Origin of the sequence: Streptosporangium sp. NPDC002524, from assembly GCF_040295985.1 — a bacterium.
Lineage (GTDB): Bacteria > Actinomycetota > Actinomycetes > Streptosporangiales > Streptosporangiaceae > Streptosporangium.
Genome location: NZ_JBEOWK010000014.1, coordinates 72,638 through 92,944 on the forward strand (window position 1 = coordinate 72,638; position 20,307 = coordinate 92,944).

The following is a 20,307-nucleotide window of genomic DNA, read 5'->3' on the forward strand; positions in this document are numbered from 1 at the left end:
GGCTGACCGGTGGACGGATCCTTGAGGCACGACGAGCGTGAAGAGCGCGACGAGCACGGCAACGACCTCGCACCCGGCGCTGACGCGCGTCCCGCGCAGGGCGCGCCGGGAGCCGAGGAGCGCGCGCAAACCCTGCGGGAGCTGCTGGAGCAGCGGATCCTGGTGCTCGACGGAGCCTGGGGCACGATGCTGCAGGGAGCCTCGCTCACCCCGGACGACTACCGCGGCGACCGCTTCCTCGATCACCCGCGCGACGTGACCGGCGACCCCGACCTGCTGAACCTGACGCGTCCCGACGTCATCCTGGACATCCACCGGCAGTACCTCGCGGCCGGGGCGGACATCACCACCACCAACACCTTCACCGCCACGAGCATCGGCCAGGCCGACTACGGGCTGGAGTCACTGGTGCGGGAGATGAACGTGCGGGCCGCCCAGCTGGCCCGCCAGGCCGCCGACGAGGCGGGCGGGCGGTTCGTGGCCGGTTCGATCGGCCCGCTGAACGTCACGCTGTCGCTGTCCCCGCGCGTCGAGGACCCCGCCTACCGGGCGGTCACGTTCGACGAGGTCCGCGCCGCGTACGCCGAGCAGATCAGCGCGCTCGCCGAGGGCGGGGTCGACCTGCTGCTGATCGAGACGATCTTCGACACGCTCAACGCGAAGGCCGCGATCGCCGCCGCCCGCGAGGTCGCCCCGCACCTGCCCCTGTGGATCTCGGTGACGATCGTCGACCTGAGCGGGCGCACGCTGTCGGGACAGACCGTCGAGGCGTTCTGGAGCGCGATCCGGCACGCCGAGCCCCTCGTGGTCGGCGTGAACTGCTCGCTGGGCGCCGAGCAGATGCGCCCGCACGTCGCCGAGCTGGCGCGCCTCGCCGGCACCTACGTCGCCTGCCACCCCAACGCGGGCCTGCCCAACGCGTTCGGCGGCTACGACGAGACCCCCGAGCAGACGGCGGCGCTGCTCGACGAGTTCGCCAGGTCGGGGATGGTCAACGTCGTCGGCGGGTGCTGCGGGACCTCGCCGGCGCACATCGAGCGGATCGCGGCCGCCGTGTCCGGCCTGCCGCCCCGCCAGGTCGCGCGGCCGTCGGCCCGCACCCGCTTCAGCGGCCTGGAGCCCTTCGAGATCGGCCCGGACACCGGCTTCGTCATGATCGGCGAGCGCACCAACGTCACCGGCTCGGCGCGCTTCCGCCGCCTGATCGAGGGCGGCGACCACCAGGCGGCCGTCGACGTCGCGCTGGAGCAGGTACGCGGCGGCGCCAACCTGCTCGACGTCAACATGGACGCCGACCTGCTCGACAGCGTGCAGGCCATGACCACCTTCCTGAACCTGATCGCGACCGAGCCGGAGGTCGCCCGCATCCCGGTCATGATCGACAGCTCGCGGTGGAGCGTGCTGGAGGCCGGGCTCAAGTGCGTGCAGGGCAAGGGCGTCGTCAACTCGATCAGCCTCAAGGAGGGCGAGGACGCCTTCCTGGAGCAGGCCCGGATCATCCGCGACTACGGCGCGGGCGTGGTGGTGATGGCCTTCGACGAGCAGGGTCAGGCCGACACCGCCGAGCGCAAGGTGTCGATCTGCGCCCGCGCCTACGACCTGCTGACCCAGCGGGCCGGGTTCGCCCCCGAGGACATCGTGTTCGACCCCAACGTGCTCGCGGTCGCCACCGGCATCAGCGAGCACAACGGCTACGCCAAGGCGTTCATCGAGGCGCTGCCGCGGATCAAGGAGCGCTGCCCGGGGGCGCTGACCAGCGGCGGCATCTCCAACCTGTCGTTCTCCTTCCGCGGCAACGACGTCGTGCGCGAGGCGATGCACTCGGCGTTCCTGCTGCACGCGGTGCGCGCCGGGCTGGACATGGGCATCGTCAACGCCGGGCAGCTCGCCGTCTACCAGGACATCCCCGCCGACCTGCTCGAACTCGTCGAGGACGTGATCTTCGACCGGCGTGAGGACGCCACCGACCGGCTCGTCACCTTCGCCGAGACGGTGAGCGGCTCCGGCACGCGCCGCGTCGTGGACCTGGCCTGGCGCGACGCCCCGGTGGAGGAGCGCCTGTCGTACGCCCTCGTGCACGGCATCGTCGACTTCATCGAGGCCGACACCGAGGAGGCCCGGCAGCAGCGGGCACGTCCCCTGGAGGTGATCGAGGGGCCGCTCATGGACGGGATGAAGGTCGTGGGCGACCTGTTCGGGTCGGGGAAGATGTTCCTGCCGCAGGTGGTCAAGAGCGCGCGGGTGATGAAGCGCTCGGTCGCCTACCTGGAGCCGTACATGGAGGCGGAGAAGGAGCAGGCGCGGCTGGAGGGGCGCCTCGACACCGGCCGAGGCCAGGGCAAGGTGGTGCTCGCCACCGTCAAGGGCGACGTGCACGACATCGGCAAGAACATCGTGGGCGTCGTGCTCGGCTGCAACAACTACGAGGTCGTCGACCTCGGGGTGATGGTCCCCGCCTCGGTCATCCTCGACACCGCGGTCTCCGAGGGCGCCGACGTCATCGGGCTCTCCGGGCTGATCACCCCGTCGCTGGACGAGATGGTCGCCGTCGCCGCGGAGATGCAGCGCCGCGGGCTGAAGCTGCCCCTGCTGGTCGGCGGCGCCACGACCTCGCGCCAGCACACCGCGGTCCGCATCGCCCCCGCCTACGACAACCCCACGGTCCACGTGCTCGACGCCTCCCGCGTCGTCGGCGTGGTCTCCGACCTGCTGGACGCCGACCGGGCCCAGACGCTGGAGGCGGGCAACCGCGCCGACCAGGAGCGCCTGCGCGAGCAGTACGCCAACAAGCAGCGCACCCCGCTCCTCGGCGTCGACCAGGCCCGCGCGAACCCCGAGAAGGTCTCCTTCGAGGACCTGCCGGTCCCCGCCTTCACCGGCGTCCGCGTCGTGGAGCCGGACCTGGAGACCCTCCGGGCGATGATCGACTGGCAGTTCCTCTTCCTCGCCTGGGAGCTGAAGGGCAAGTATCCGGCGATCCTCGACCAGCCGGTGGCCCGCGAGCTCTTCGACGACGCCAACACCATGCTCGACCAGATCATCGCCGAGGGGAGCTTCCAGGCCAAGGGCGCCTACGGTTACTGGCCGGCCCACTCCGAGGGCGACGACATCGTGATCGACGGTCCCGGCGGGCTCCGGCTGCCGATGCTGCGCCAGCAGACGGCCAAGCCCGAGGGCCGGCCCAACCGGTCCCTGGCGGACTACGTGGCTCCGGCCGGGGACCACCTGGGCGGGTTCGCCGTGGCCGTGCACGGCGCCGAGGAGCTCGCGGCCCGCTACGAGGAGCAGAACGACGACTACCGGTCGATCATGGTGAAGGCCCTCGCCGACCGCCTGGCCGAGGCGTTCGCCGAGCACATCCACCTGGAGGCGCGGCGCGGCTGGTTCGAGCCCGACGCCGACCCCGCCATCGAGGACCTGCACGCCGAGCGCTTCCGCGGCATCCGTCCCGCGCTGGGCTACCCCGCGAGCCCGGACCACAGCGAGAAGCGGGAGCTGTTCGAGCTGCTGGACGCCGACAGCCTCGGCATGGGCCTGACCGAGTCCTTCGCGATGACCCCGGCCGCGAGCGTGAGCGGACTGATCTTCGCCCACGAGTCGTCGCGCTACTTCACCGTGGGACGCATCGGCAGGGACCAGGTCGAGGACTACGCCCGGCGCCGGGGCCTGGACCTCGCGGACGTCGAGCGCTGGCTGCGCCCCAACCTGGCCTACGAGCCGAGCTGATCCTTCACGCGGCGATCCTTCACGCGGCGGGCGCGGAAGAGCGGCGGGCGCGGGAGAGCAGTGCGGGGGAGCCGTCGCCGGAGCGACGACCCCCTGCACCGGAGCGATGATTCCTTCGCGCGGGCGACTACCGGGGTTGGTAGGCCCACTGCTGGTAGGCGCCGCGGTTGCAGGGGTGGGTGTAGACCTCGTCGTTCCTGTTGCCGTCGAGGCAGAGGCCGGTCGCCTTGTTGCGGATCTCGTACACGGTGAACCCGAGCTCTCCGGTGCCGACGGCGGTCACCCGCCATCGCTGGTAGTCGCCGCCGTTGCAGCGGTGTCCGTAGGCGTCGCGCGCGTGGTTGCTGTCGATGCAGGTCCAGGTCGGCGTGGACTGGACGATCTCGGAGTGGGGATCCACGGGGATCGGCGAATCCATGATCGGGGATGGAGCGACCGCCGGTGTTCTCGGAGGTGAGGAACGCGCTCCAGCGGGCCCGGCACGCCGGGACCTCCATGGCCAACCCGCGGGCGTGTTTCCGGCGACGTCCGTACGTCCTGCTCACCGTCACCGGAGGCGAACAGCCTACTCACCTGTCACTCTATGATCTTTTCGTTTGGTGTGCCCTATTGCCGGAAGAGTCCTCATGACCCACCCCCTCAGCCGGCGGTCCGCTCTGCTGGGCGCCGCGACGGTGGCCGGTCTCGCCCTGTGGGAGAGACCGGCCGAGGCGTTCGGCGCCACGGTCGACGCCGCCGCGTTCGACGCCGCGCGTGAGCGGTGGGTGAGCCTGCTGGCCGGTGGGTCGCACGGCTCCGCTCATGCCGACCGGGCTTACACCGACAGGACGCGGGCGCTCGAGGGGTCGGCCAACGCGGTGCTGCGCAAGCTGAGGCCCGCCGCCGGTCGCCCGAGCCTGTGGCCCGACCTGCCGCTGTCGGACCCCCGGACGGGTAACTTCAACCGCTCCTACAACCGCATGCGCACCCTGGCGCTGGCCTGGGCCACGCCGGGCACCGCCATGCACCGGGACGGCCGGGTCGCCGAGACCGCCGTCAGGGCGCTGGACTTCCTCCACGAGCACGCCTACCACGAGGGCCTCGACCGGCGGGGCAGCAACTGGTTCTGGTGGGAGATCGGCGTCCCCCGCGCGCTGACCGACACCTGCGCCCTGCTGTACGACGGCCTGCCCTCAGGCCGCCTCGACCGCTGGCTGCGCCCCCTGCGCCGCTGGTGCCCCGACCCGGAGCGCCGGGTCAGCCACCCCGGCGTCGTCGAGACCGGCGCCAACCGCGCGGGCAAGGCCATGGCGGTGGCGATGCGCGGAGTGCTCACCCACGACGCGCGCCTCGTCAGGCGGGCCAGGGACGCGGTCTCCGACCTGCTGCGGCCGACGAGGGGCCCGGGCGACGGCTTCTACCGTGACGGGTCGTTCATCCAGCACGACGTGTACCCCTACACCGGCAGCTACGGCGTGGACTACCTGGAGAGCGTGGCCAAGCTGATCGCCATGCTCGCCGGGTCGCCGTGGGAGATCACCGGCATCGGCAACGTCTACGACCTCGTGGACCGCTCCTTCGTGCCGTTCGTCTTCGACGGGCTGATGATGGACTGCGTACGCGGCCGGCAGATCACGGTGCAGGGCCACCGCGACCACCACTCGGGAGACAAGGCGGTCGAGGCCGTCCTCACCCTGCTGGAGACGGCGCCCGAGCGCCATGCCCGGCGCTGGCGGCCGCTGGTCAAGGGCTGGCTCACCCGCAACCAGGCCACCCCCTACGGCGCGTTCGCACCGCCGGCGAGCATCGCCAGGGCCACGGCCCTGCTGGCCGACCCGTCGGTGCCGGTCGGCCCGCGCACGACGGGCACGTACGTCTTCGCCGACATGGACCGGGTCGTGCACCGCCGTCCCACCTGGGCGTACGCGATCGCGATGAGCTCGGAGCGCATCGGCGCGGCCGAGGCCATGAACCGGGAGAACCTGCACGGCTGGTACACCGGCGACGGCATGACCTACCTCTACACCGGCGACCTCACCCACTGGAACGACGACCTGTGGCCCACGATCGACCCGTACCGGCTGCCGGGCACGACGGTCGACACCCGCAGGCGCGCCGATCTCCCGCACGACCACCGCCGCCTGCCGCCCACCCCGTGGGCGGGTGGCGTGGCGCTCGACGGCGAGTACGGTGTGGCCGCCATGAGGCTGATCGCCGGTGGGTCCTCGCTGCGGGCCAGGAAGGCGTGGTTCCTGCTCGACGACGCGGTGATCGCCCTCGGCGCCGGCATCACCGCCTCAGACGGCCGCCGCGTCGAGACCATCGTGGAGAACCGCAACACCCACGACCGGCATCCGCCGCTGACCCGGGGTGACAGCTGGATCCACCTGTCCGGGGTGGCCGGCTACGCGCTGCTCGACGGCGCCGACGCGAAGGTGATCCGCAAGGAGCGCACCGGCCGCTGGCGCGACATCGACAGGGGCGCCACCACCGGTGGCGACACCTCCCCTGTGGCCAGGCACTACACGACGATCCTCATCGACCACGGCGTCGATCCCCGCAGGGCCCGCTACGCCTACGCCGTACTGCCCGACGCCTCCGTCACGCAGATGGAGGCCTACGAGGGGCGGATCGCGGTCCTCGCCAACTCCGCGGCGGTGCAGGCCATCTCGCGCGACGGGGTGATCGCCGCCGTCTTCTGGCGTGCGGGGACCGTCAAGACGCAGGATGGGCCGCTCACCGTCGACGGCCCCTGCACGCTGCTGGTCCGCCGCGCAGGCGAGCGGGTACGGCTCGCGGTGTCCGACCCGTCCAGGACCGCCGACGAGGTGAGGATCGCGTTGCCCTGGCCGGTGAAGTCGGTCAAGGAGGGCGACCGCAGCGTGCGCAGGGCCAGGACCGCGCTCAAGGTGGAGGTGGGTGGCAGCCGCGGGCACGCCCACACCGCGGAGGTGTACGTCTGACTCCGGGAAGCGCAATGAACCTTTCATCCATTTTTGCGAGGTATGGCCAGCTACAGCCCCGTCCCCCTTCGTGAGCCGTGGGCCGTTGTTGCCCCCCACACGCCGATTGGGCGACGGTGAGGAGCCTCTGGCGTGAGAACTCCGCCCTCACTCGGCGCGCCAGGACCCGTCCCCCGGCACTCGAAAAGGAGACCTGTACCCGATGAGGTCACGTACGCTCCGACTCCTGCGCGACCAGTCCCACGCGCCCGGCGTCGCCTCCCTCCACCGGATCCCGGTCTGGCGGATGGTCGTCGCGGCGCTGGTCGCGGTCGCGACCGCGTTCGCGCTCACCACCGTGACGGCGACCCCCGCCGCCGCGCACGGCTCGATCAGCGACCCGCCCTCGCGCAACTACGGCTGCTGGCAGCGCTGGGGAAGCGACTTCCAGAACCCGGCCATGGCCCAGCAGGACCCCATGTGCTGGCAGGCCTGGCAGAGCAACACCAACGCGATGTGGAACTGGAACGGGCTCTTCCGCGAGAACGTCGGCGGCAACCACCAGGCCGCGATCCCCGACGGGCAGCTGTGCAGCGGCGGCCGGACCGAAGGCGGCCGCTACAACTCCATGGACACGGTGGGCGCGTGGAAGACCGTGGACCGTCCCGCCTCGTTCACGATGAACCTGCTGGACCAGGCCTCGCACGGCGCCGACTACATCCGCGTCTACGTCACCAGACAGGGCTTCAACCCCAAGACCCAGCCGCTGAGGTGGAGTGACCTGGAACTCGTCAACCAGCTGGGCAGCAGGCCCACCGGCACCACCACGCCCATCCCGGTGAACGCGCCCGGCCGCAGTGGCCACCACATCGTCTACACCGTCTGGCAGGCCAGCCACCTCGACCAGTCCTACTACTTCTGCAGCGACGTCAACTTCACCGGCGGCACGAACCCCAACCCCACCCCCACGCCGACCCCGACGCCCACTCCGACCCCCACCCCGACGCCCACGCCCACCCCGACCCCGGTCCCGGGCGGCTGCTCGGCCACCTACCGCGTCGCCTCCCAGTGGTCCGGCGGCTTCCAGGCGGACGTGAGCGTGACCGCGGGCTCCAGGGCGATCACCGGCTGGACGGTGAACTGGACCTTCGCGGGCGGTGAGAGGGTCACCTCGTCGTGGAACGCGACCCTGACCTCCAGCGGGTCGGCGGTCAGCGCCCGCAACGTCGCCCACAACGGCTCACTGGGCGCCGGCGCCGTCGGCACCTTCGGGTTCCTCGGCTCCGGTACCAGCGGCACCCCCACCCTCACCTGCACGGCGACCTGACCGGCGTGTACACACCGGCCCGCCACCTCCCCTCCGGGTGGCGGGCCGGCCCCATGCCTTCGTCCGTGGTTCACGGCTTCGAGGCGGTCTCGCCGCGCGGCACCAGGGCGGCGCCGAGCAGGGAGAGCGCGCAGGCGGACCAGAAGACCGCGGGCAGGCCCGCGAGGGCGGCGACCAGGCCACCGGCCGCGGCGCCCAGCGGCATGGCGCCCATGCCGATGAGACGGCAGGTGGCGTTCACCCGCCCGAGCAGGCCGTCGGGGATGAGCCGCTGGCGCAGCGAGACGGAGACGATGTTGGTGACGGCGTTGGCCGCGCCGATGCCCGCCGCGGCGGGGAAGACCGCGAGCGGGGAGGGGACGAGCAGGGGGACCAGCAGCAGGAGCCCGTTGAGCAGCGTGACGCCCACCAGGGCGCCGTTCTCACCGGCCAGCCGGGTGAGCCGCCCGGCGAGCACCGACCCGGCCACCGCCCCCGCCGCCAGCGTCGCTGCCAGGAAGCCGTACTGGCCGGGGGTGAGCCCCACGCGGGAGCCGCCGCCGACCACCCACAGCACGAAGACGGCGAAGTACGCGCCGTAGGCCAGGTTGAGCACGCCGGAGTACGCGGCCAGGCCGCGCAGGGCGCGGTGTCCCCACAGGTAGCGCATGCCGTCGGCGATGTCGGCGCGCAACGCCTGCGCCGGGGCGGTCTCCGGGCGGAACCGGCCGCGCATGCCGACCAGCAGGAGCACGGCGCCCACGTACAGCAGGGCGGCCGTCCCGAAGACGGCGGTGGAGGCGATTCCGGCCAGGCCGACCAGCAGGCCCGCGAGCGGCGCCCCGAGGAAGTGGTTGCCGAGCGTCTGGGTCGCGACGAGCCGCCCGTTGGCCGCCTCCAGCCGGTCGCCGGGCACGGCCATCGGCAGCGCCGACTGGGCGGAGGTGTCGGCGAACACCTCCGCGGCTCCGGCGAGCAGCACCGCGGCCACCAGCACCGGCAGGGTCAGCACGCCGTACCACGCGGCGGCGGCCGTCGCCGCCAGCACGGCCACGCGCGACCAGCCCGCCAGGATCATGATCCGGCGCCGGTCGTGGCGGTCGGCGATCGCGCCCGCGTGCAGGGCGAGCAGCAGCCACGGCAGCGTCGTGGCTGCGCTGACCAGCGACACCAGCACCGGCGAGCGGGTGAGGGAGATCGCCAGCAGGGGAACGCCGACGAGCAGGACGCCGTCGGCGAGGTTCGACAGGCCCGACGCCGCCCACAGATGCCGGAACGGCCGCCCCAGCCCCGTCCCCGGACGTTCCGCGCTCTCTTCCGCGTTCTCTTGCGCGTTCTCTTGCGCGTTCTCTTGTGCGGGCCGGCTCGTCGGCCCGCTCTCGTGGGTTCTCATCGGCCGCTGGGCGCGAGCAGCTCGGCGAAGATCTTGATCGCCCGGTCGACGGCGTCGGTGCCGACCCCCGCGTGGGTCACCGCGCGGATCCGCCCGTGGCCCAGTTCCTCCACCCGGACGCCCCGGCGCCGGGCCGCGGCGATGAACGAGCGGGTGGTGTAGCGCTCGTCGCGTACGCGGAAGAACACCATGTTCGTGACCGGCGGGCCGGGGGCCAGCCGGATGCCCGGCAGGCGCGACAGCCCGCGGGCGAGGCGGGCGGCCTTCTCGTGGTCCTCGGCGAGCCTGCCGGTCATCTCGGTGAGGGCGATGATGCCGCAGGCGGCGATCATGCCCGCCTGCCGCATGCCGCCGCCGAGCATCTTCCGCATCCGCCTGGCCTGGGCGATGATCGCCCGGTCGCCCACGAGGACCGACCCGATCGGCGCGCACAGGCCCTTCGACAGGCAGATCTGCACCGTGTCGGCGTAGAAGGCGATCTCCGCGGGGGTGACGCCCAGCGCGACCGAGGCGTTGAAGATGCGCGCCCCGTCCAGGTGCAGCGCCACCCCGTGCGAGCGTGTCAGCTGGGCCACCTCGGCGAGGTAGTCCAGCTGGAGCGGCAGGCCGCCGCACCGGTTCTGCGGCGTCTCCAGGCTGACCAGCGCGGGAGGGGCGATCTGCGGGTCGGTGCGGTCGACCGTGCACGCCTCGGCGATGTCCTCCAGGCCGATCGTCCCGTCCGGCAGGTTGGCGAGCGGCTCGTAGACGATGCCGCCGCACATCGACGCGCCCCCGGCCTCGTAGACGTACAGGTCGGACTCGTGGCCGACGATCGCCTTGCCGCCGCGCGGGCAGTGCGCCAGCAGCGCCGCGAGGTTGGCCATGGTGCCGCTCGGCATCAGGCAGCCCGCGGCCTTGCCCAGCAGGTTGGCGGCGAGCCGTTCCAGCTTGGCCACCGTCGGGTCCTCGCCGTAGACGTCGTCGCCCAGCGGCGCGTTCGCGGCGGCCTCCAGCATCTCGGGGGTCGGCAGCGTGAAGGTGTCGCTGCGCAGCTCGATCTCGCCGCCGTCGTCGTGCTCTCCGGCGACCAGGTGGGGTGTGTCCAGCACGCTCGTCATGGGATTCCAATCGGGGGTTCCGGGAGGGGGTGGTGAGGGTGACGTGGTGACGGCCGGGTCGGAGGTTCCGGGAGGGCGGTGAGGGCTGGGGTGACGGCCGAAGGCCCGGTGACGGCCGGATCGGGGTTTCCGGAGGGGTGACGGCAGGAGGGCGGAGAGGGAGACGGTCAGGAGGGGGAGATGTGATAGCCCTGCCGGGGGATCTCGATCGGCGGCAGCTCGTGGAGCAGGACGGGCCGCAGGTGCCCGAGCGCGGTGTCGAGCGTGTCGTACAGCTCGCTGTGGCCGGGCGCGTGCGCGATCACGTAGCCGAGCCGGTCGTAGCTGCTGCGGGCCGGTCGCACCTCGGAGCCCGGTGGCGCCGTGACCGCCACCGTGTCGACACCTGGCACGGAGCCCGCGTCCTGCACCCCGGCCACCTCCCGCAGCGTTGCCTTCCCCGGCCCGCCCCCGGCGCCGTCCGGCGCCAGCAGGAAGGCGATGCCCGCGGGGGTGAAGTGGTCGGGCAGCGGCAGCTGGTCCAGGTCGGCGGCGGCCCGCAGGTGCGCGTCGAGCAGGTCGAACCCGCACGCCCGCGCGATGACCTCGGGGATCATGCCGCCCGCGGGCCGGGCGTTGATCTCCACGACGTACGCGTGGCCGTCGATGAGCTTCATCTCGATGTGGGTGGCGCCGTGGGTGATCCCGACGGCGGCCAGCGCCCGCAGCGCGACCCCGGTGAGCACCCGGACCTCCTCCGCGGGCAGCGGCGCGGGGAAGACGTGCCCGCGCTCCACGAAGTGCGGCGGCGACGTCACCCGTTTGGCGGTGATGCCCACGCACCGGTGGAACCCGCCGGAGCTGACCGTCTCGATGCTGAACTCCGGCCCTCCCAGGTACCCCTCGATCAGCGCGGTCCGCGCGGTGGCCTGCCCCCGCACGTTGACGCCGGAGGAGATGATCCGGCGGCAGTGGGCGGCCACCTCGCCGGGCGTGGAGCAGAGCACCACGCTCAGCGAGCCGGTGTCGTCGACGGGCTTGACGACGCACGGCAGGGCGATCCGCGACAGCGCGACCACGATCCGCGAGTCGAAGTCGTCGCCGGGGCCGACCAGCTCGAAGGCGGGGGAGGGCAGCCTGGCCGCGGCCAGGGTACGGCGCATCCGCCCCTTGTCCCTGCAGGCGGCGACGGCCTCCGGCGGGTTGCCGGGGAGCCCGAGGTCGGCGGCGACCCTGGCGACGGCGGCGGTGTAGAACTCGCTGGTCGTGGTCACCCCGGCGATCTCGGCGATCTCCCCCAGGGCGTGGCACAGCTCCGCGGCCAGGGTGCCGGGGGAGCCGGTGGCGCACGTGACGACCCGCACCCCGGTGGCCGCGAGCCCGGGGTAGCGCGCGGGGCTGTCGGTGGCGAGCACCGGCGTGAAGCCCAGCGCCGCCGCCCTGGCGAAGGCGAGCATCCCCGAGCCGGTGGTGTTGGACTCGACGAAGACGAGGAACGGGGCCGGGGCAGCGGCAGCGGCAGCGGCAGGGACCGGGGCTGGGGCAGAGGCAGAGGCAGGGGCAGGAACAGGGACAGGGACAGGGACAGGGGCTGGGAACGGGGCCGGGTTCATACGTACTCCAAAGCCCGGCCCAGCGTCGCGTAGGACCAGGTCACGGCGGTGTCGGTGAGCTGGATGGGGTCGGGGGAGAGCGGCGGGCGCAGGTCGGTCAGGCCGTGCGCGGCCCGGTACTCGGCGCTGTAGATCGTGTTCACGTACCGGTCGCCCCGGTCCGGGAAGATCACCACCACCGAGACGTCCGGGTCGAGCCGCGAGGCGAGCCAGCGCGCCACCTGGTAGGCCGACCCCGAGCTGTTGCCCGCGAACACCTTCTCGTACGAGGCCAGCTCCAGCGTCGCGGCGAACGCCTCCCGGTCCGACAGCCAGTGGATCTCGTCGATGACCGAGAAGTCCACGTTGGCCGGGACCAGGCTGTTGCCCAGGCCGCTCTGCAGCCGCTTGGGCACGTCGGGCTGGCCGAAGATGGCGCTGCCGACCGCGTCGACGGCGACCACGCGCAGCGCGGGGTTGGTCCGCATCAGGGCCCGCGCCGTCCCGCACAGCGAGCCGCCGCTGCCCACCGCGCCCACCAGCACGTCGACCCGGCCGATCTCCGAGACGACCTCCTCGGCGAGGCGGTCGTAGGCGGCGGGGTTGGCCGGGTTGTCGTACTGCCGGGGCCAGAACGCGCCCGGGTTCGCGGCCATCACGGCCTGCAGCCGCTCCAGCCTCGCGCTCTGCCAGCCGTTGCCGGTCATCGCGGGCACGATGTCCAGGGTGGCGCCCAGCGCCTCCAGCTTGGCCATGGTGATCGGGTCGATCCGCGGGTCGGTGACGATGTGCACCCCGTGGCCGAGGTAGGTGCCGACCAGGGCGACGCCCATGGCCAGGGTGCCGGAGGAGCTCTCCACGATCAGGCCGCCGTCGGCCAGGACCCCCTCGGCCCTCGCGGTCAGGATCGCCTGCCTGGCGACGCGGTCCTTCATTCCGTACGGGTTGGCCAGCTCCAGCTTCGCGTGGACGGTCGCCCCGCCGGTCGCCCGCAGGCGCATCAGCGGGGTCCGGCCGATGGCGTCGATCGCGTCAGTTCTCAGTGTCATGTCCGACTCGTGCTCCTACAGACGATGAGGGGCCGCCCCAGCCGCTCCAGTTCCGTGAGGGCGCGGGCCAGCCGGGGACCGTGCTCGGGGTCGTGCCGGGCCAGCAGGATCCCCAGGCACGTGCCGCTGTGCCCGACGACCGTGCCGAGCCCGCCCACGTCGCGGCAGATCTCCTCCACCGCCGCCAGGTGAGGTTTGGCGTTGAACGTCTGGAAAAGCCGCGCGCTGGCGGAGGCGACCCTGCCGACCGCCGCCAGGTCGTGGTCGCGCACGGCGTGGGTGAGGTCGTCCAGGAGCTCGCCGTAGCGCACCGCCCAGTGGGCGGGGATCGGCTTCCTCGACCGGTTGAAGGCGACGGTGTCGACGCTCTCCCCGTCGTCGATCCCGGCGATGGTCAGCTGGGGGAGGGTGCCCATGCGCCGGTGCAGCCGCACCTCCCGGTGGAAGAACGCGGTGATCCCCGGGTGCATCACCCCGTCGGACGGCTCGATCTCGGCCATCATCTGCTTCAGCAGCCGGTTGGGCAGCTTCAGGCGGAAGGCCGAGTCCACCGCCCGCGCGGTGGCGACCAGGTCGGCGGTGGAGCTGGCCATGCCCTTGCCCTCGGGCAGCGCGCTGTTGAGCATCAGCCAGCCGCCGGTGTGCACCCCGTACCGCTCCAGGATCCGGGTGGCGAGGCGCCGCGCCTTGTTCTTGTGCGGCGGCGAGACGATCACCTGGTCCAGCTGGGGGTCGGGCTCGAAGACGGCCTCGACGTACAGGTCGACGGGGAAGGTCACCAGGAAGTCCGTACCGGGTCCCAGGATTCCCTGAAGCAGCTCGCCGAACGTGCCGGGGGCGCGTCCCCGGCCGACCCCTCCGGCCCGGCCGGTGACGGTCTCCTCGATCGGCATCTGGATGGTCATGACAGATCGCCCGCCTTCGTGCCGGTGGTGTGCTCCCAGGCCTCCCGCAGCCACCCGGACCGCTCCGCGGCTCCGCGTTCGGCGGCGGACAGCCGGTCGCCGGTCTGCTCCAGGAGGAGACGGACCTGCTCGGGGCCGGTCGAGCCGCCGGTCCGCTTGCGCCACACGCTCGCCTCGGCGTCCAGCAGGCCGCGTACCTCGGCCTCCTCGACGGTGAGGGCGAAGCCGAGCCGCTCGCCCGCGGCGGCGAGGTCCGGTGCCGAGAGCAGGTCGGGGGTGAGGGTGGCGTCCGGGCCGAGCCGCTCCATGGCGGCCGAGATCCAGGAGCCGACGACGACCTGCGCGCTCCTGGCCGGCACGCCGTGTTCGAGGGTGAGGTGGTTGGCGACGGTCGAGGCGGCCGTCAGCTCGCCGCGCGCCACCCGTCCCGCCCGCTCGGGGTGGAACCGCACGTTCGCGACCACCCGCTCGAACAGCGCCAGCATCGTGCCGCAGGTCGAGAAGAGGTCCTCCAGGAAGCGGGTGCTCTCCTTGGAGACCTCCACCAGGTTGGTGTAGCCGGTGTTGCGCTGGCCGATCATGATGTCGTACGAGAGCCCGACCAGGTGGCCGGTCATCCCGCGGGCCCGCTCCAGGATCGGGAAGTTGCGCTTGTGCGGCATCGCCGAGGAGATCCCGGCGAGCTCGTCCGGCAGGTCGACGAACCGGCAGCTCGACCCGCTCCACCAGATCAGGTCGGTCAGGAACCGGCTCAGCGTGGTGCCGAGCACCGACAGTTCCCCGGCCGTGCGCAGCACCCAGGCGCGGGAGGCGACCGAGGTGAGCGCGTGCGGCTGCGGGCGGTCGAAGCCGAGCGCGACGGCGATCCGCTCCCGGTCCCACGGCAGCTCCAGCCCGGCCATCGCCCCGGCGCCCAGCGGGCAGAGGTTGACCGTGTCGAACAGCGCGAGCAGCGCCTCGACGGCGTCGGTCGCCGCCTCGGCGAGCGCGGCCAGGTAGAAGCCGAAGGTCATGGTCTGCGCGGTCTGGTGCTGGGTGTAGCCCGGCATGAACGACTCGGTGTGCCCGGCCGCGGTCCGCAGCGTGGCGCGGGCCAGCCCGCCCGCCGCCGCCACCGTCTCCAGCAGCCGTTCCCTGCCGAGCATGAGCTGCGCGCACGCCTGGACGTCGTTGCGGCTGCGGTCGACGTGCCAGGCGTGCGCGCCCTCGGGGACGCGTGCCTGGACGCACCTCTCCAGGGCGAACAGCGGGTCCGACATGGCCGCGGCGCGCTCGGCGCCGACCTGCTCGGGCGTCAGGTCCAGCACCACCCGGCGGATCCGCTCCGCCGCGTCGTGGCCGAGCAGGCCCATCCGGGCGTACTCGGCGGTCTGGGTCAGTTCGATCCACCGGTAGTGCCGGAGCAGGGTGCGCATCTCCCAGTCGAACCGCTGGGTCAGGACCGCGTCGTCGAGTAACCGTGCCGGGGGCCGCCGTATCCGTCCTGTCGGAAGCATGAGGCTCACGCTGCCAGCGCCCGTACCGGGTGACCAGGCGGAATGACCGGCGATATCGCGACGATATCCGACGATAATCGCATCTTCCTACGTTGACGGCATCTGATCGTCACCGGGAGGACTCACGTGAGGTCTGCACTTCTGTCCGACAGCCTGGGCTTCGCCCAGCTGCTGCGCACCCATCGGGACAAGGCGCGGCTGACGCAGGAGGAACTGGCGGAGCGCGCCCGCCTGAGCGTGCGCACGCTGCGCGATCTCGAGCGGGGCCGTACCCGCTACCCGCACCGCACCTCGGTGCGCCGCCTGGCCGCCGCCCTGGAGCTGACCGGCGACGACCGCCTCACCTTCGAGGCCGCCCCGCCCCGCTCGCTCGGCGCCCCCGCCGTGGCGCCGCCCGCCGAGTGGGCGCTGCCCTCGGTGAGCGGTACGGTCGCGCTGAGCCGGCTCCCGCTGCTGCGGGAGGTCGAGGACACGGTCTCGGTCGCCTCCGGCGGCGGGGAGCCCGCGCTGGTGACCGTCACCGGCCCCGCGGGGGTCGGCAAGACCACCCTCGCCACCCAGTGCGTCCTGGTGCTGCGCCAGCGGATGGGGCTCGACGTCCTCTTCCTCGACCTGGGCCGCGACCGGCGCGACCCCCGCGAGCTGCGCGACGCCGTGCGGCTGGCGCGCATCGCCCGCATGACGTCCCCGGTCTCGGGCGGGCGCTGCCTGCTCCTGCTCGACGACGCCCACGACGCCGACGGCCTGGCGGGGGGCCGCGTGCCGCCGCTGCTGGCACTCGGCTTCACCGGCGTCGTCGTCACCGGCAGGGAACCGCTCGCCGAACTCGCCCCGTCACGGCACATCGCGCTCGCGCGCCTGAGATGAGACACCGATGAACAACGGGGTTGGAACGGACATCCGGGTGCTCATCTGCTACTCGGAGAGACTGCTGCGCACGGCACTGTGCTCGATCCTCGCCGCCGAACCGGGGCTGCGCGTCGTGGGGGACGCCGGCGACGGGTTCGAGGCGGTGTCCAAGGCGAGAGGCCTGCGGCCGGACGTGGCCCTCGTCGACGAGCGGCTCACCGGCCTCGACGGCGTCCAGGTCACCGAGCGGCTCCGCGCCGACCCACTGGCGGGCTCGGTGCGGAGCGTCATCCTGACGGAGCACCCGGAGGCCATGTTCGACGCCGTGCGCGCCGGGGCCCGCGGCTTCCTGCTGCGCTCCAGCGACCAGGACGAGCTGGTCGGGGCGATCAGGGCGATCGCGCGGGGGGAGGCGTTCTTCGCGCCGCAGGTCGCCAGCAGCTTCCTGAGCCGTTTCGAGAACGGGCTCCCGTACCGGCCGCCCGAGGCCGTCAAGTCGCTCACCGAACGCGAGCAGGAGGTGCTGGTCCTGGTCGCCGACGGGCTGAACAACACCGAGATCGCGAGCAAGCTGTACGTGAGCCAGGCGACCGTCAAGTTCCACGTGTCCAACCTCCTCAGCAAGCTCAACCTGCGCGACCGTCTCCAGATGGCGGTGTTCGCGCACAAGGCAGGCGTCGTGTGACCTCCCGCCGGGCCGGCCCGCGCCCCCGCGCCGGACCGGCCGGCCTCTCGGGGGCGGCTCCTCACAGGTGCTTTCCAGGCACCGCTCCTCCCGGCACCGCTCTTCCCGGCACCGCTCTTCCAGGGACGCGAACCCCTCCGCCACCGGGGGCGAAGGGGGTATGCGGCAGGCCGGGGGACGGGGTTGTCACTCGCCGGGGCGGCAGACGGTTCCCGGGGCGGGGAGCGTCAGGTCGACGAGATAGCGGGTGGCGTGGCCGATCACGCACCGGCTGGCGGGCCCGTTGTTGCCCGGCATGTACAGGGCGTGCCCGGGACCGTCGTACTGGACGGTGACCGAACCGGGCACCAGCCCGGCCAGGCTCGCGGTCATGGTGTGGTCGGTCCAGGACCCGGCTCCCAGGAACGGCGGCAGGCCGCGGACCGGCAGCGGCCGGGACGGGTTGGCGACGGGCCGGGGCCAGCCGGCGCAGCCCAGCATGTCGAACGGCGCGGCGCCCAGGTGGGGGGAGGCCTCCCGCATCCGGCGGGAGACGTCGCGGAACTGCTCGTACCCGGTGAAGCCGCGGTCGTCGGGGCAGGTGATCGCCCGCGGGGCCGGTACCGCCCAGATCCGCGAGTTGCTGTTGACGGCCTCCGCGAAACCGGAGGCGTCACCCTTCCTGAGCCTGTCCACCGACGTGGCGAAGGCCTTCCACCAGGCGTTGTCCGGGCCCGGGTTCGCCTGGAAGCTCGTCAGCTTCAGGTGCCACCCGCTCAGCTTCCCCTCGCCGAGCTCCGGGGACGAGATCGGGATCGGGGAGCGGTCGAGCTTCTCGACGAGGGCGCGCCAGACCGCGCTCACGTCCTCCCCGTGCAGCGCGCAGGCGCTGTCGGCCGCGCACCAGGCGACGAACCGCCCGAACATCCGCTCGCCGATGGCGGCGTGGTCCAGGTGCAGCTTGGCCCACCCGTTGACCTGGTCGGCCGCCCCGTCGAGGTACATCGCCCGGATGCGCCCGGGGAACAGACGCGCGTACGCGGCGGCGGGCACCCCTCCGTAGGAGTTGGCCATGAAGCTCAGCCGCCGCTCGCCCAGGGCCTCGCGGACCACGTCCATGTCCCGTGCCACCGACAGGGAGTCGAGGTTGTCGAACAGGCCGCTGGAGTCGGCGTCCCGGCACTCGCGCGATGCGGCCTCCACCTTCGCCACCTGGGCCCGGTACTCCGCACGGTCGCGGGGTTCCAGCAGCTGCGTCCCCATCTCCCAGCACACCGCGGGCAGTCTCTCCCTGAGGCCGGTGTTGCGCGGGTTGTAGCCGACGAGGTCGAAGCGGCGGCGCAGCTCGGTGAGGCCGGGCGCCGTCCGTTTCAGGTCCTCCACTCCCTCGGCCCCAGGGCCTCCTGGAACCTGCAGCACGCTCCCGATCCGGTTCGCCGGGTCGGTGGCGGGCAGCCGCGCCAGATCCAGGGTGAGCTTCCGCCCGCGCGGCCTCCTCCAGTCGACCGGCACCGTGACGGTGGCGCACCGGATCCCCTCCGGCAGGTTCTCGCCCGCGCACGCCTTCCACTCCACCCGCGAGGCCGCCTCCGGTGACACGGGTGCCTGAGCCCGCGCCGGTGGCGTCGGAGGTGAGGGCGCGGGCGCTCCCGCCGGGACGAGCAGCGCCGACGCCGTCACCAGTCCGGTGAACAACGATCCGATCTTCCCGTGCATCCGTGGCTCCTTCGTCTGGACGGCGGCCGGCGCGCCGTACGGTCGTCTCCCGCCGGCTCCCGAACACCGGCTCCCCTCCACGGTCGCGAACCCGTCCGCCGGAGACCACGGGGACGTCCGCCGGGAAACCTCGGGATATCCCCCACAGGCGCGCCGGATGTCGGGCGGGGGGTGCGGTGCGGCACGCTGGGAGGATGAGCCGTCCTCCCTCCGGCCCTTCGTCCCCGGCCGAGTCGCCCCCGCCCCCGCCTCCGGCACCGCCCGGCCCGGCTCCCTCTCCTGAGCGAGCGCGCCTGTCCCCGGCGCCGCCCGGCCCGGTGCTGTCGTGGCCGTGGCCGTGGTCAGGGTGGGGGCGGGGGCGGGTATGGCGCGAGCTGGGTTACGCGCTGGCCGGGTTGCCGCTCGCCGCCGCCGGCCTGGTCCTCGTCCTGGCCATGCTGACGGCCGCGCTGTGGTCGACGGCGATCGTCGGCCTCCCGCTGCTGGCCGTCACGGTCCGGGGAGCCCGCCACCTGGGCGCGGTCCACCTCGGCCTGGCCCGCCTGCTGCTGGACGTCCGGACGCCCGCCCCCGCCCCCTCCAGGCCGGGACCCGGGCCGATCGGCTGGTTCGTGTCGGCGCTCGGCGACGGGGCGGGGTGGCGGGCGGCGGCCTACCTGCTGGTCAAGCCGCTGACCGCGTCGCTCGCCCTCGGCGCCGCCGCCGGATTCTGGGGTGGCGGCCTGTGGCTGCTCTCCTCTCCCGTCCGCTGGGTCGCGGGGTACGCCGACTCCTGGGGCCCGCACGCCGACACCTGGCCGGGAGCCCTGCTGCTGGGCGTGGCTGGTCTGGCGCTGCTCGCCCCGGCACCCCTGGCGCTGCGGGCCGCGCTGCTCCCCGAACGGTTCCTCGCACGCGCCCTGCTCGGCCGGACCAGGAACTCGGCCAGGATCGGCCACCTGGAGGAGACGAGGGCCCGGATGGCCGAGGACGCGACGGCGACCCTGCGCCGGATCGAACGCGACCTGCACGACGGGCCGCAGGCCCGCCTCGTGGCGCTGGCGATGAGCCTGGGCATGGCGAAGGACGAGCTCGCCGCCGCCTCACCGGGGGACCGGCGGCTCGACGCCTTCCCCCGGGAGGACCGGCTCCGGCAGGCGCGCGACCTGGTGGACGCCGCCCACCGCGAGAGCAAGGAGATCATCGCCGACCTGCGCCTGCTGATCCACGGCATCTACCCGCCCGTCCTGGACCAGGGCCTGGAGACCGCGCTCGCCGTGCTCGCCACGCGCTTCACGCTGCCCGTCGACCTCCGCGTCGACCTGCCCCGGCGCCCCTCCGCCGCCGTGGAGGCGATCGTCTACTTCTGCACCGCGGAACTGCTCGCCAACGTGGTCAGGCACAGCGGCGCGCGCAGGGCGATCGTCGAGGTGGGCGGACACGGTGGTCTGCTGCGGTTGCACGTCGGCGACGACGGGACGGGCGGCGCCTCGATGGGCGCCGGAACCGGACTGCCGGGACTGGCGGCCCGGGTGGGGGTGGTGGACGGGCGGCTGGAGATCGACAGCCCTGCCGGAGGGCCTACGGTGGTCACCGTGGAGGTGCCGTTCCCCACTTGAACGCGGGAGGTCG

General features: G+C 73.1%; 14 protein-coding genes. 6 read left to right on the plus strand and 8 right to left on the minus strand.

The window, feature by feature from the left end:
- Positions 1–9 precede the first annotated feature (9 nt).
- Entirely contained in the window at positions 10–3,726 is a 3,717-nt protein-coding gene (gene metH, locus ABT053_RS24070) for a methionine synthase (RefSeq protein ID WP_350971489.1), read from the plus strand.
- 127 nt (positions 3,727–3,853) lie between these two features.
- Here metH and ABT053_RS24075 read toward each other — a convergent pair whose 3' ends face one another.
- Positions 3,854–4,126, minus strand: coding sequence for an RICIN domain-containing protein (locus ABT053_RS24075; RefSeq protein WP_350971490.1), 273 nt, complete (start codon positions 4,124–4,126; stop codon positions 3,854–3,856).
- 226 nt (positions 4,127–4,352) lie between these two features.
- Between ABT053_RS24075 and ABT053_RS24080 the strand changes: the two genes are divergently transcribed.
- Positions 4,353–6,668, plus strand: a complete 2,316-nt coding sequence (locus ABT053_RS24080) for a polysaccharide lyase 8 family protein (protein WP_350971492.1) — start codon at positions 4,353–4,355, stop codon at positions 6,666–6,668.
- Between the two features lie 202 nt (positions 6,669–6,870).
- Entirely contained in the window at positions 6,871–7,974 is a 1,104-nt protein-coding gene (locus tag ABT053_RS24085; RefSeq protein ID WP_350971494.1) for a lytic polysaccharide monooxygenase auxiliary activity family 9 protein, read from the plus strand.
- A gap of 70 nt (positions 7,975–8,044) precedes the next feature.
- Here the strand turns inward: ABT053_RS24085 and ABT053_RS24090 are convergent, their stop codons facing one another.
- The 6 genes from ABT053_RS24090 to ABT053_RS24115 all read right to left on the minus strand — a co-directional run bounded on the left by ABT053_RS24090 (position 8,045) and on the right by ABT053_RS24115 (position 15,467).
- A complete protein-coding gene (locus ABT053_RS24090) occupies positions 8,045–9,346 on the minus strand; it encodes an MFS transporter (RefSeq protein ID WP_350971496.1) in 1,302 nt (433 codons plus the stop codon).
- A complete protein-coding gene (locus ABT053_RS24095) occupies positions 9,343–10,437 on the minus strand; it encodes a GntG family PLP-dependent aldolase (protein ID WP_350971498.1) in 1,095 nt (364 codons plus the stop codon). Before ABT053_RS24095 ends, ABT053_RS24090 begins: the two co-directional genes overlap by 4 nt.
- A 176-nt stretch (positions 10,438–10,613) precedes the next feature.
- Positions 10,614–11,882, minus strand: a complete 1,269-nt coding sequence (locus ABT053_RS24100; RefSeq protein WP_350971500.1) for an ATP-grasp domain-containing protein — start codon at positions 11,880–11,882, stop codon at positions 10,614–10,616.
- Positions 11,883–12,034: 152 nt separating this feature from the next.
- Entirely contained in the window at positions 12,035–13,066 is a 1,032-nt protein-coding gene (locus tag ABT053_RS24105; RefSeq protein ID WP_350971502.1) for a PLP-dependent cysteine synthase family protein, read from the minus strand.
- The gene (locus ABT053_RS24110; protein WP_350971503.1) at positions 13,063–13,971 is read right to left on the minus strand and encodes a GHMP family kinase ATP-binding protein; all 909 of its coding nucleotides are present in this window, start codon (positions 13,969–13,971) and stop codon (positions 13,063–13,065) included. Before ABT053_RS24110 ends, ABT053_RS24105 begins: the two co-directional genes overlap by 4 nt.
- Complete coding sequence (locus tag ABT053_RS24115) at positions 13,968–15,467, minus strand: argininosuccinate lyase (protein ID WP_350971505.1); 1,500 nt, start codon at positions 15,465–15,467, stop codon at positions 13,968–13,970. The genes ABT053_RS24110 and ABT053_RS24115 overlap by 4 nt, the downstream gene beginning before the upstream one ends.
- Positions 15,468–15,593: 126 nt before the next feature.
- On the opposite strand from ABT053_RS24115, the gene ABT053_RS24120 reads away from it, so the two are divergent.
- On the plus strand, positions 15,594–16,334 hold the full coding sequence (locus ABT053_RS24120; protein WP_350971507.1) for a helix-turn-helix domain-containing protein: 741 nt from the start codon (positions 15,594–15,596) through the stop codon (positions 16,332–16,334).
- A 7-nt stretch (positions 16,335–16,341) separates the two neighbouring features.
- Positions 16,342–17,001, plus strand: coding sequence for a LuxR C-terminal-related transcriptional regulator (locus ABT053_RS24125; protein WP_350971508.1), 660 nt, complete (start codon positions 16,342–16,344; stop codon positions 16,999–17,001).
- Between the two features lie 186 nt (positions 17,002–17,187).
- On the opposite strand, the gene ABT053_RS24130 is transcribed toward ABT053_RS24125, so the two are convergent.
- The gene (locus ABT053_RS24130; protein WP_350971510.1) at positions 17,188–18,696 is read right to left on the minus strand and encodes an alpha/beta fold hydrolase; all 1,509 of its coding nucleotides are present in this window, start codon (positions 18,694–18,696) and stop codon (positions 17,188–17,190) included.
- Positions 18,697–18,890: 194 nt separating this feature from the next.
- Here ABT053_RS24130 and ABT053_RS24135 point away from each other — a divergent pair, with 194 nt between their 5' ends.
- A complete protein-coding gene (locus ABT053_RS24135) occupies positions 18,891–20,294 on the plus strand; it encodes a sensor histidine kinase (protein WP_350971512.1) in 1,404 nt (467 codons plus the stop codon).
- Positions 20,295–20,307 lie beyond the last annotated feature (13 nt).

Bases quoted from the DNA above. Each gene is read 5' to 3' on its own strand.
- ABT053_RS24080 (WP_350971492.1), top strand. From the start codon at position 4,353: ATGACCCACCCCCTCAGCCGGCGGTCCGCTCTGCTGGGCGCCGCGACG.
- ABT053_RS24085 (WP_350971494.1), top strand. From the start codon at position 6,871: ATGAGGTCACGTACGCTCCGACTCCTGCGCGACCAGTCCCACGCGCCC.
- ABT053_RS24090 (WP_350971496.1), bottom strand. From the start codon at position 9,346: ATGAGAACCCACGAGAGCGGGCCGACGAGCCGGCCCGCACAAGAGAAC.
- ABT053_RS24100 (WP_350971500.1), bottom strand. From the start codon at position 11,882: ATGCTCGCCTTCGCCAGGGCGGCGGCGCTGGGCTTCACGCCGGTGCTC.
- ABT053_RS24105 (WP_350971502.1), bottom strand. From the start codon at position 13,066: ATGACACTGAGAACTGACGCGATCGACGCCATCGGCCGGACCCCGCTG.
- ABT053_RS24110 (WP_350971503.1), bottom strand. From the start codon at position 13,971: ATGACCATCCAGATGCCGATCGAGGAGACCGTCACCGGCCGGGCCGGA.
- ABT053_RS24115 (WP_350971505.1), bottom strand. From the start codon at position 15,467: ATGCTTCCGACAGGACGGATACGGCGGCCCCCGGCACGGTTACTCGAC.
- ABT053_RS24125 (WP_350971508.1), top strand. From the start codon at position 16,342: ATGAACAACGGGGTTGGAACGGACATCCGGGTGCTCATCTGCTACTCG.
- ABT053_RS24130 (WP_350971510.1), bottom strand. From the start codon at position 18,696: ATGCACGGGAAGATCGGATCGTTGTTCACCGGACTGGTGACGGCGTCG.
- ABT053_RS24135 (WP_350971512.1), top strand. From the start codon at position 18,891: ATGAGCCGTCCTCCCTCCGGCCCTTCGTCCCCGGCCGAGTCGCCCCCG.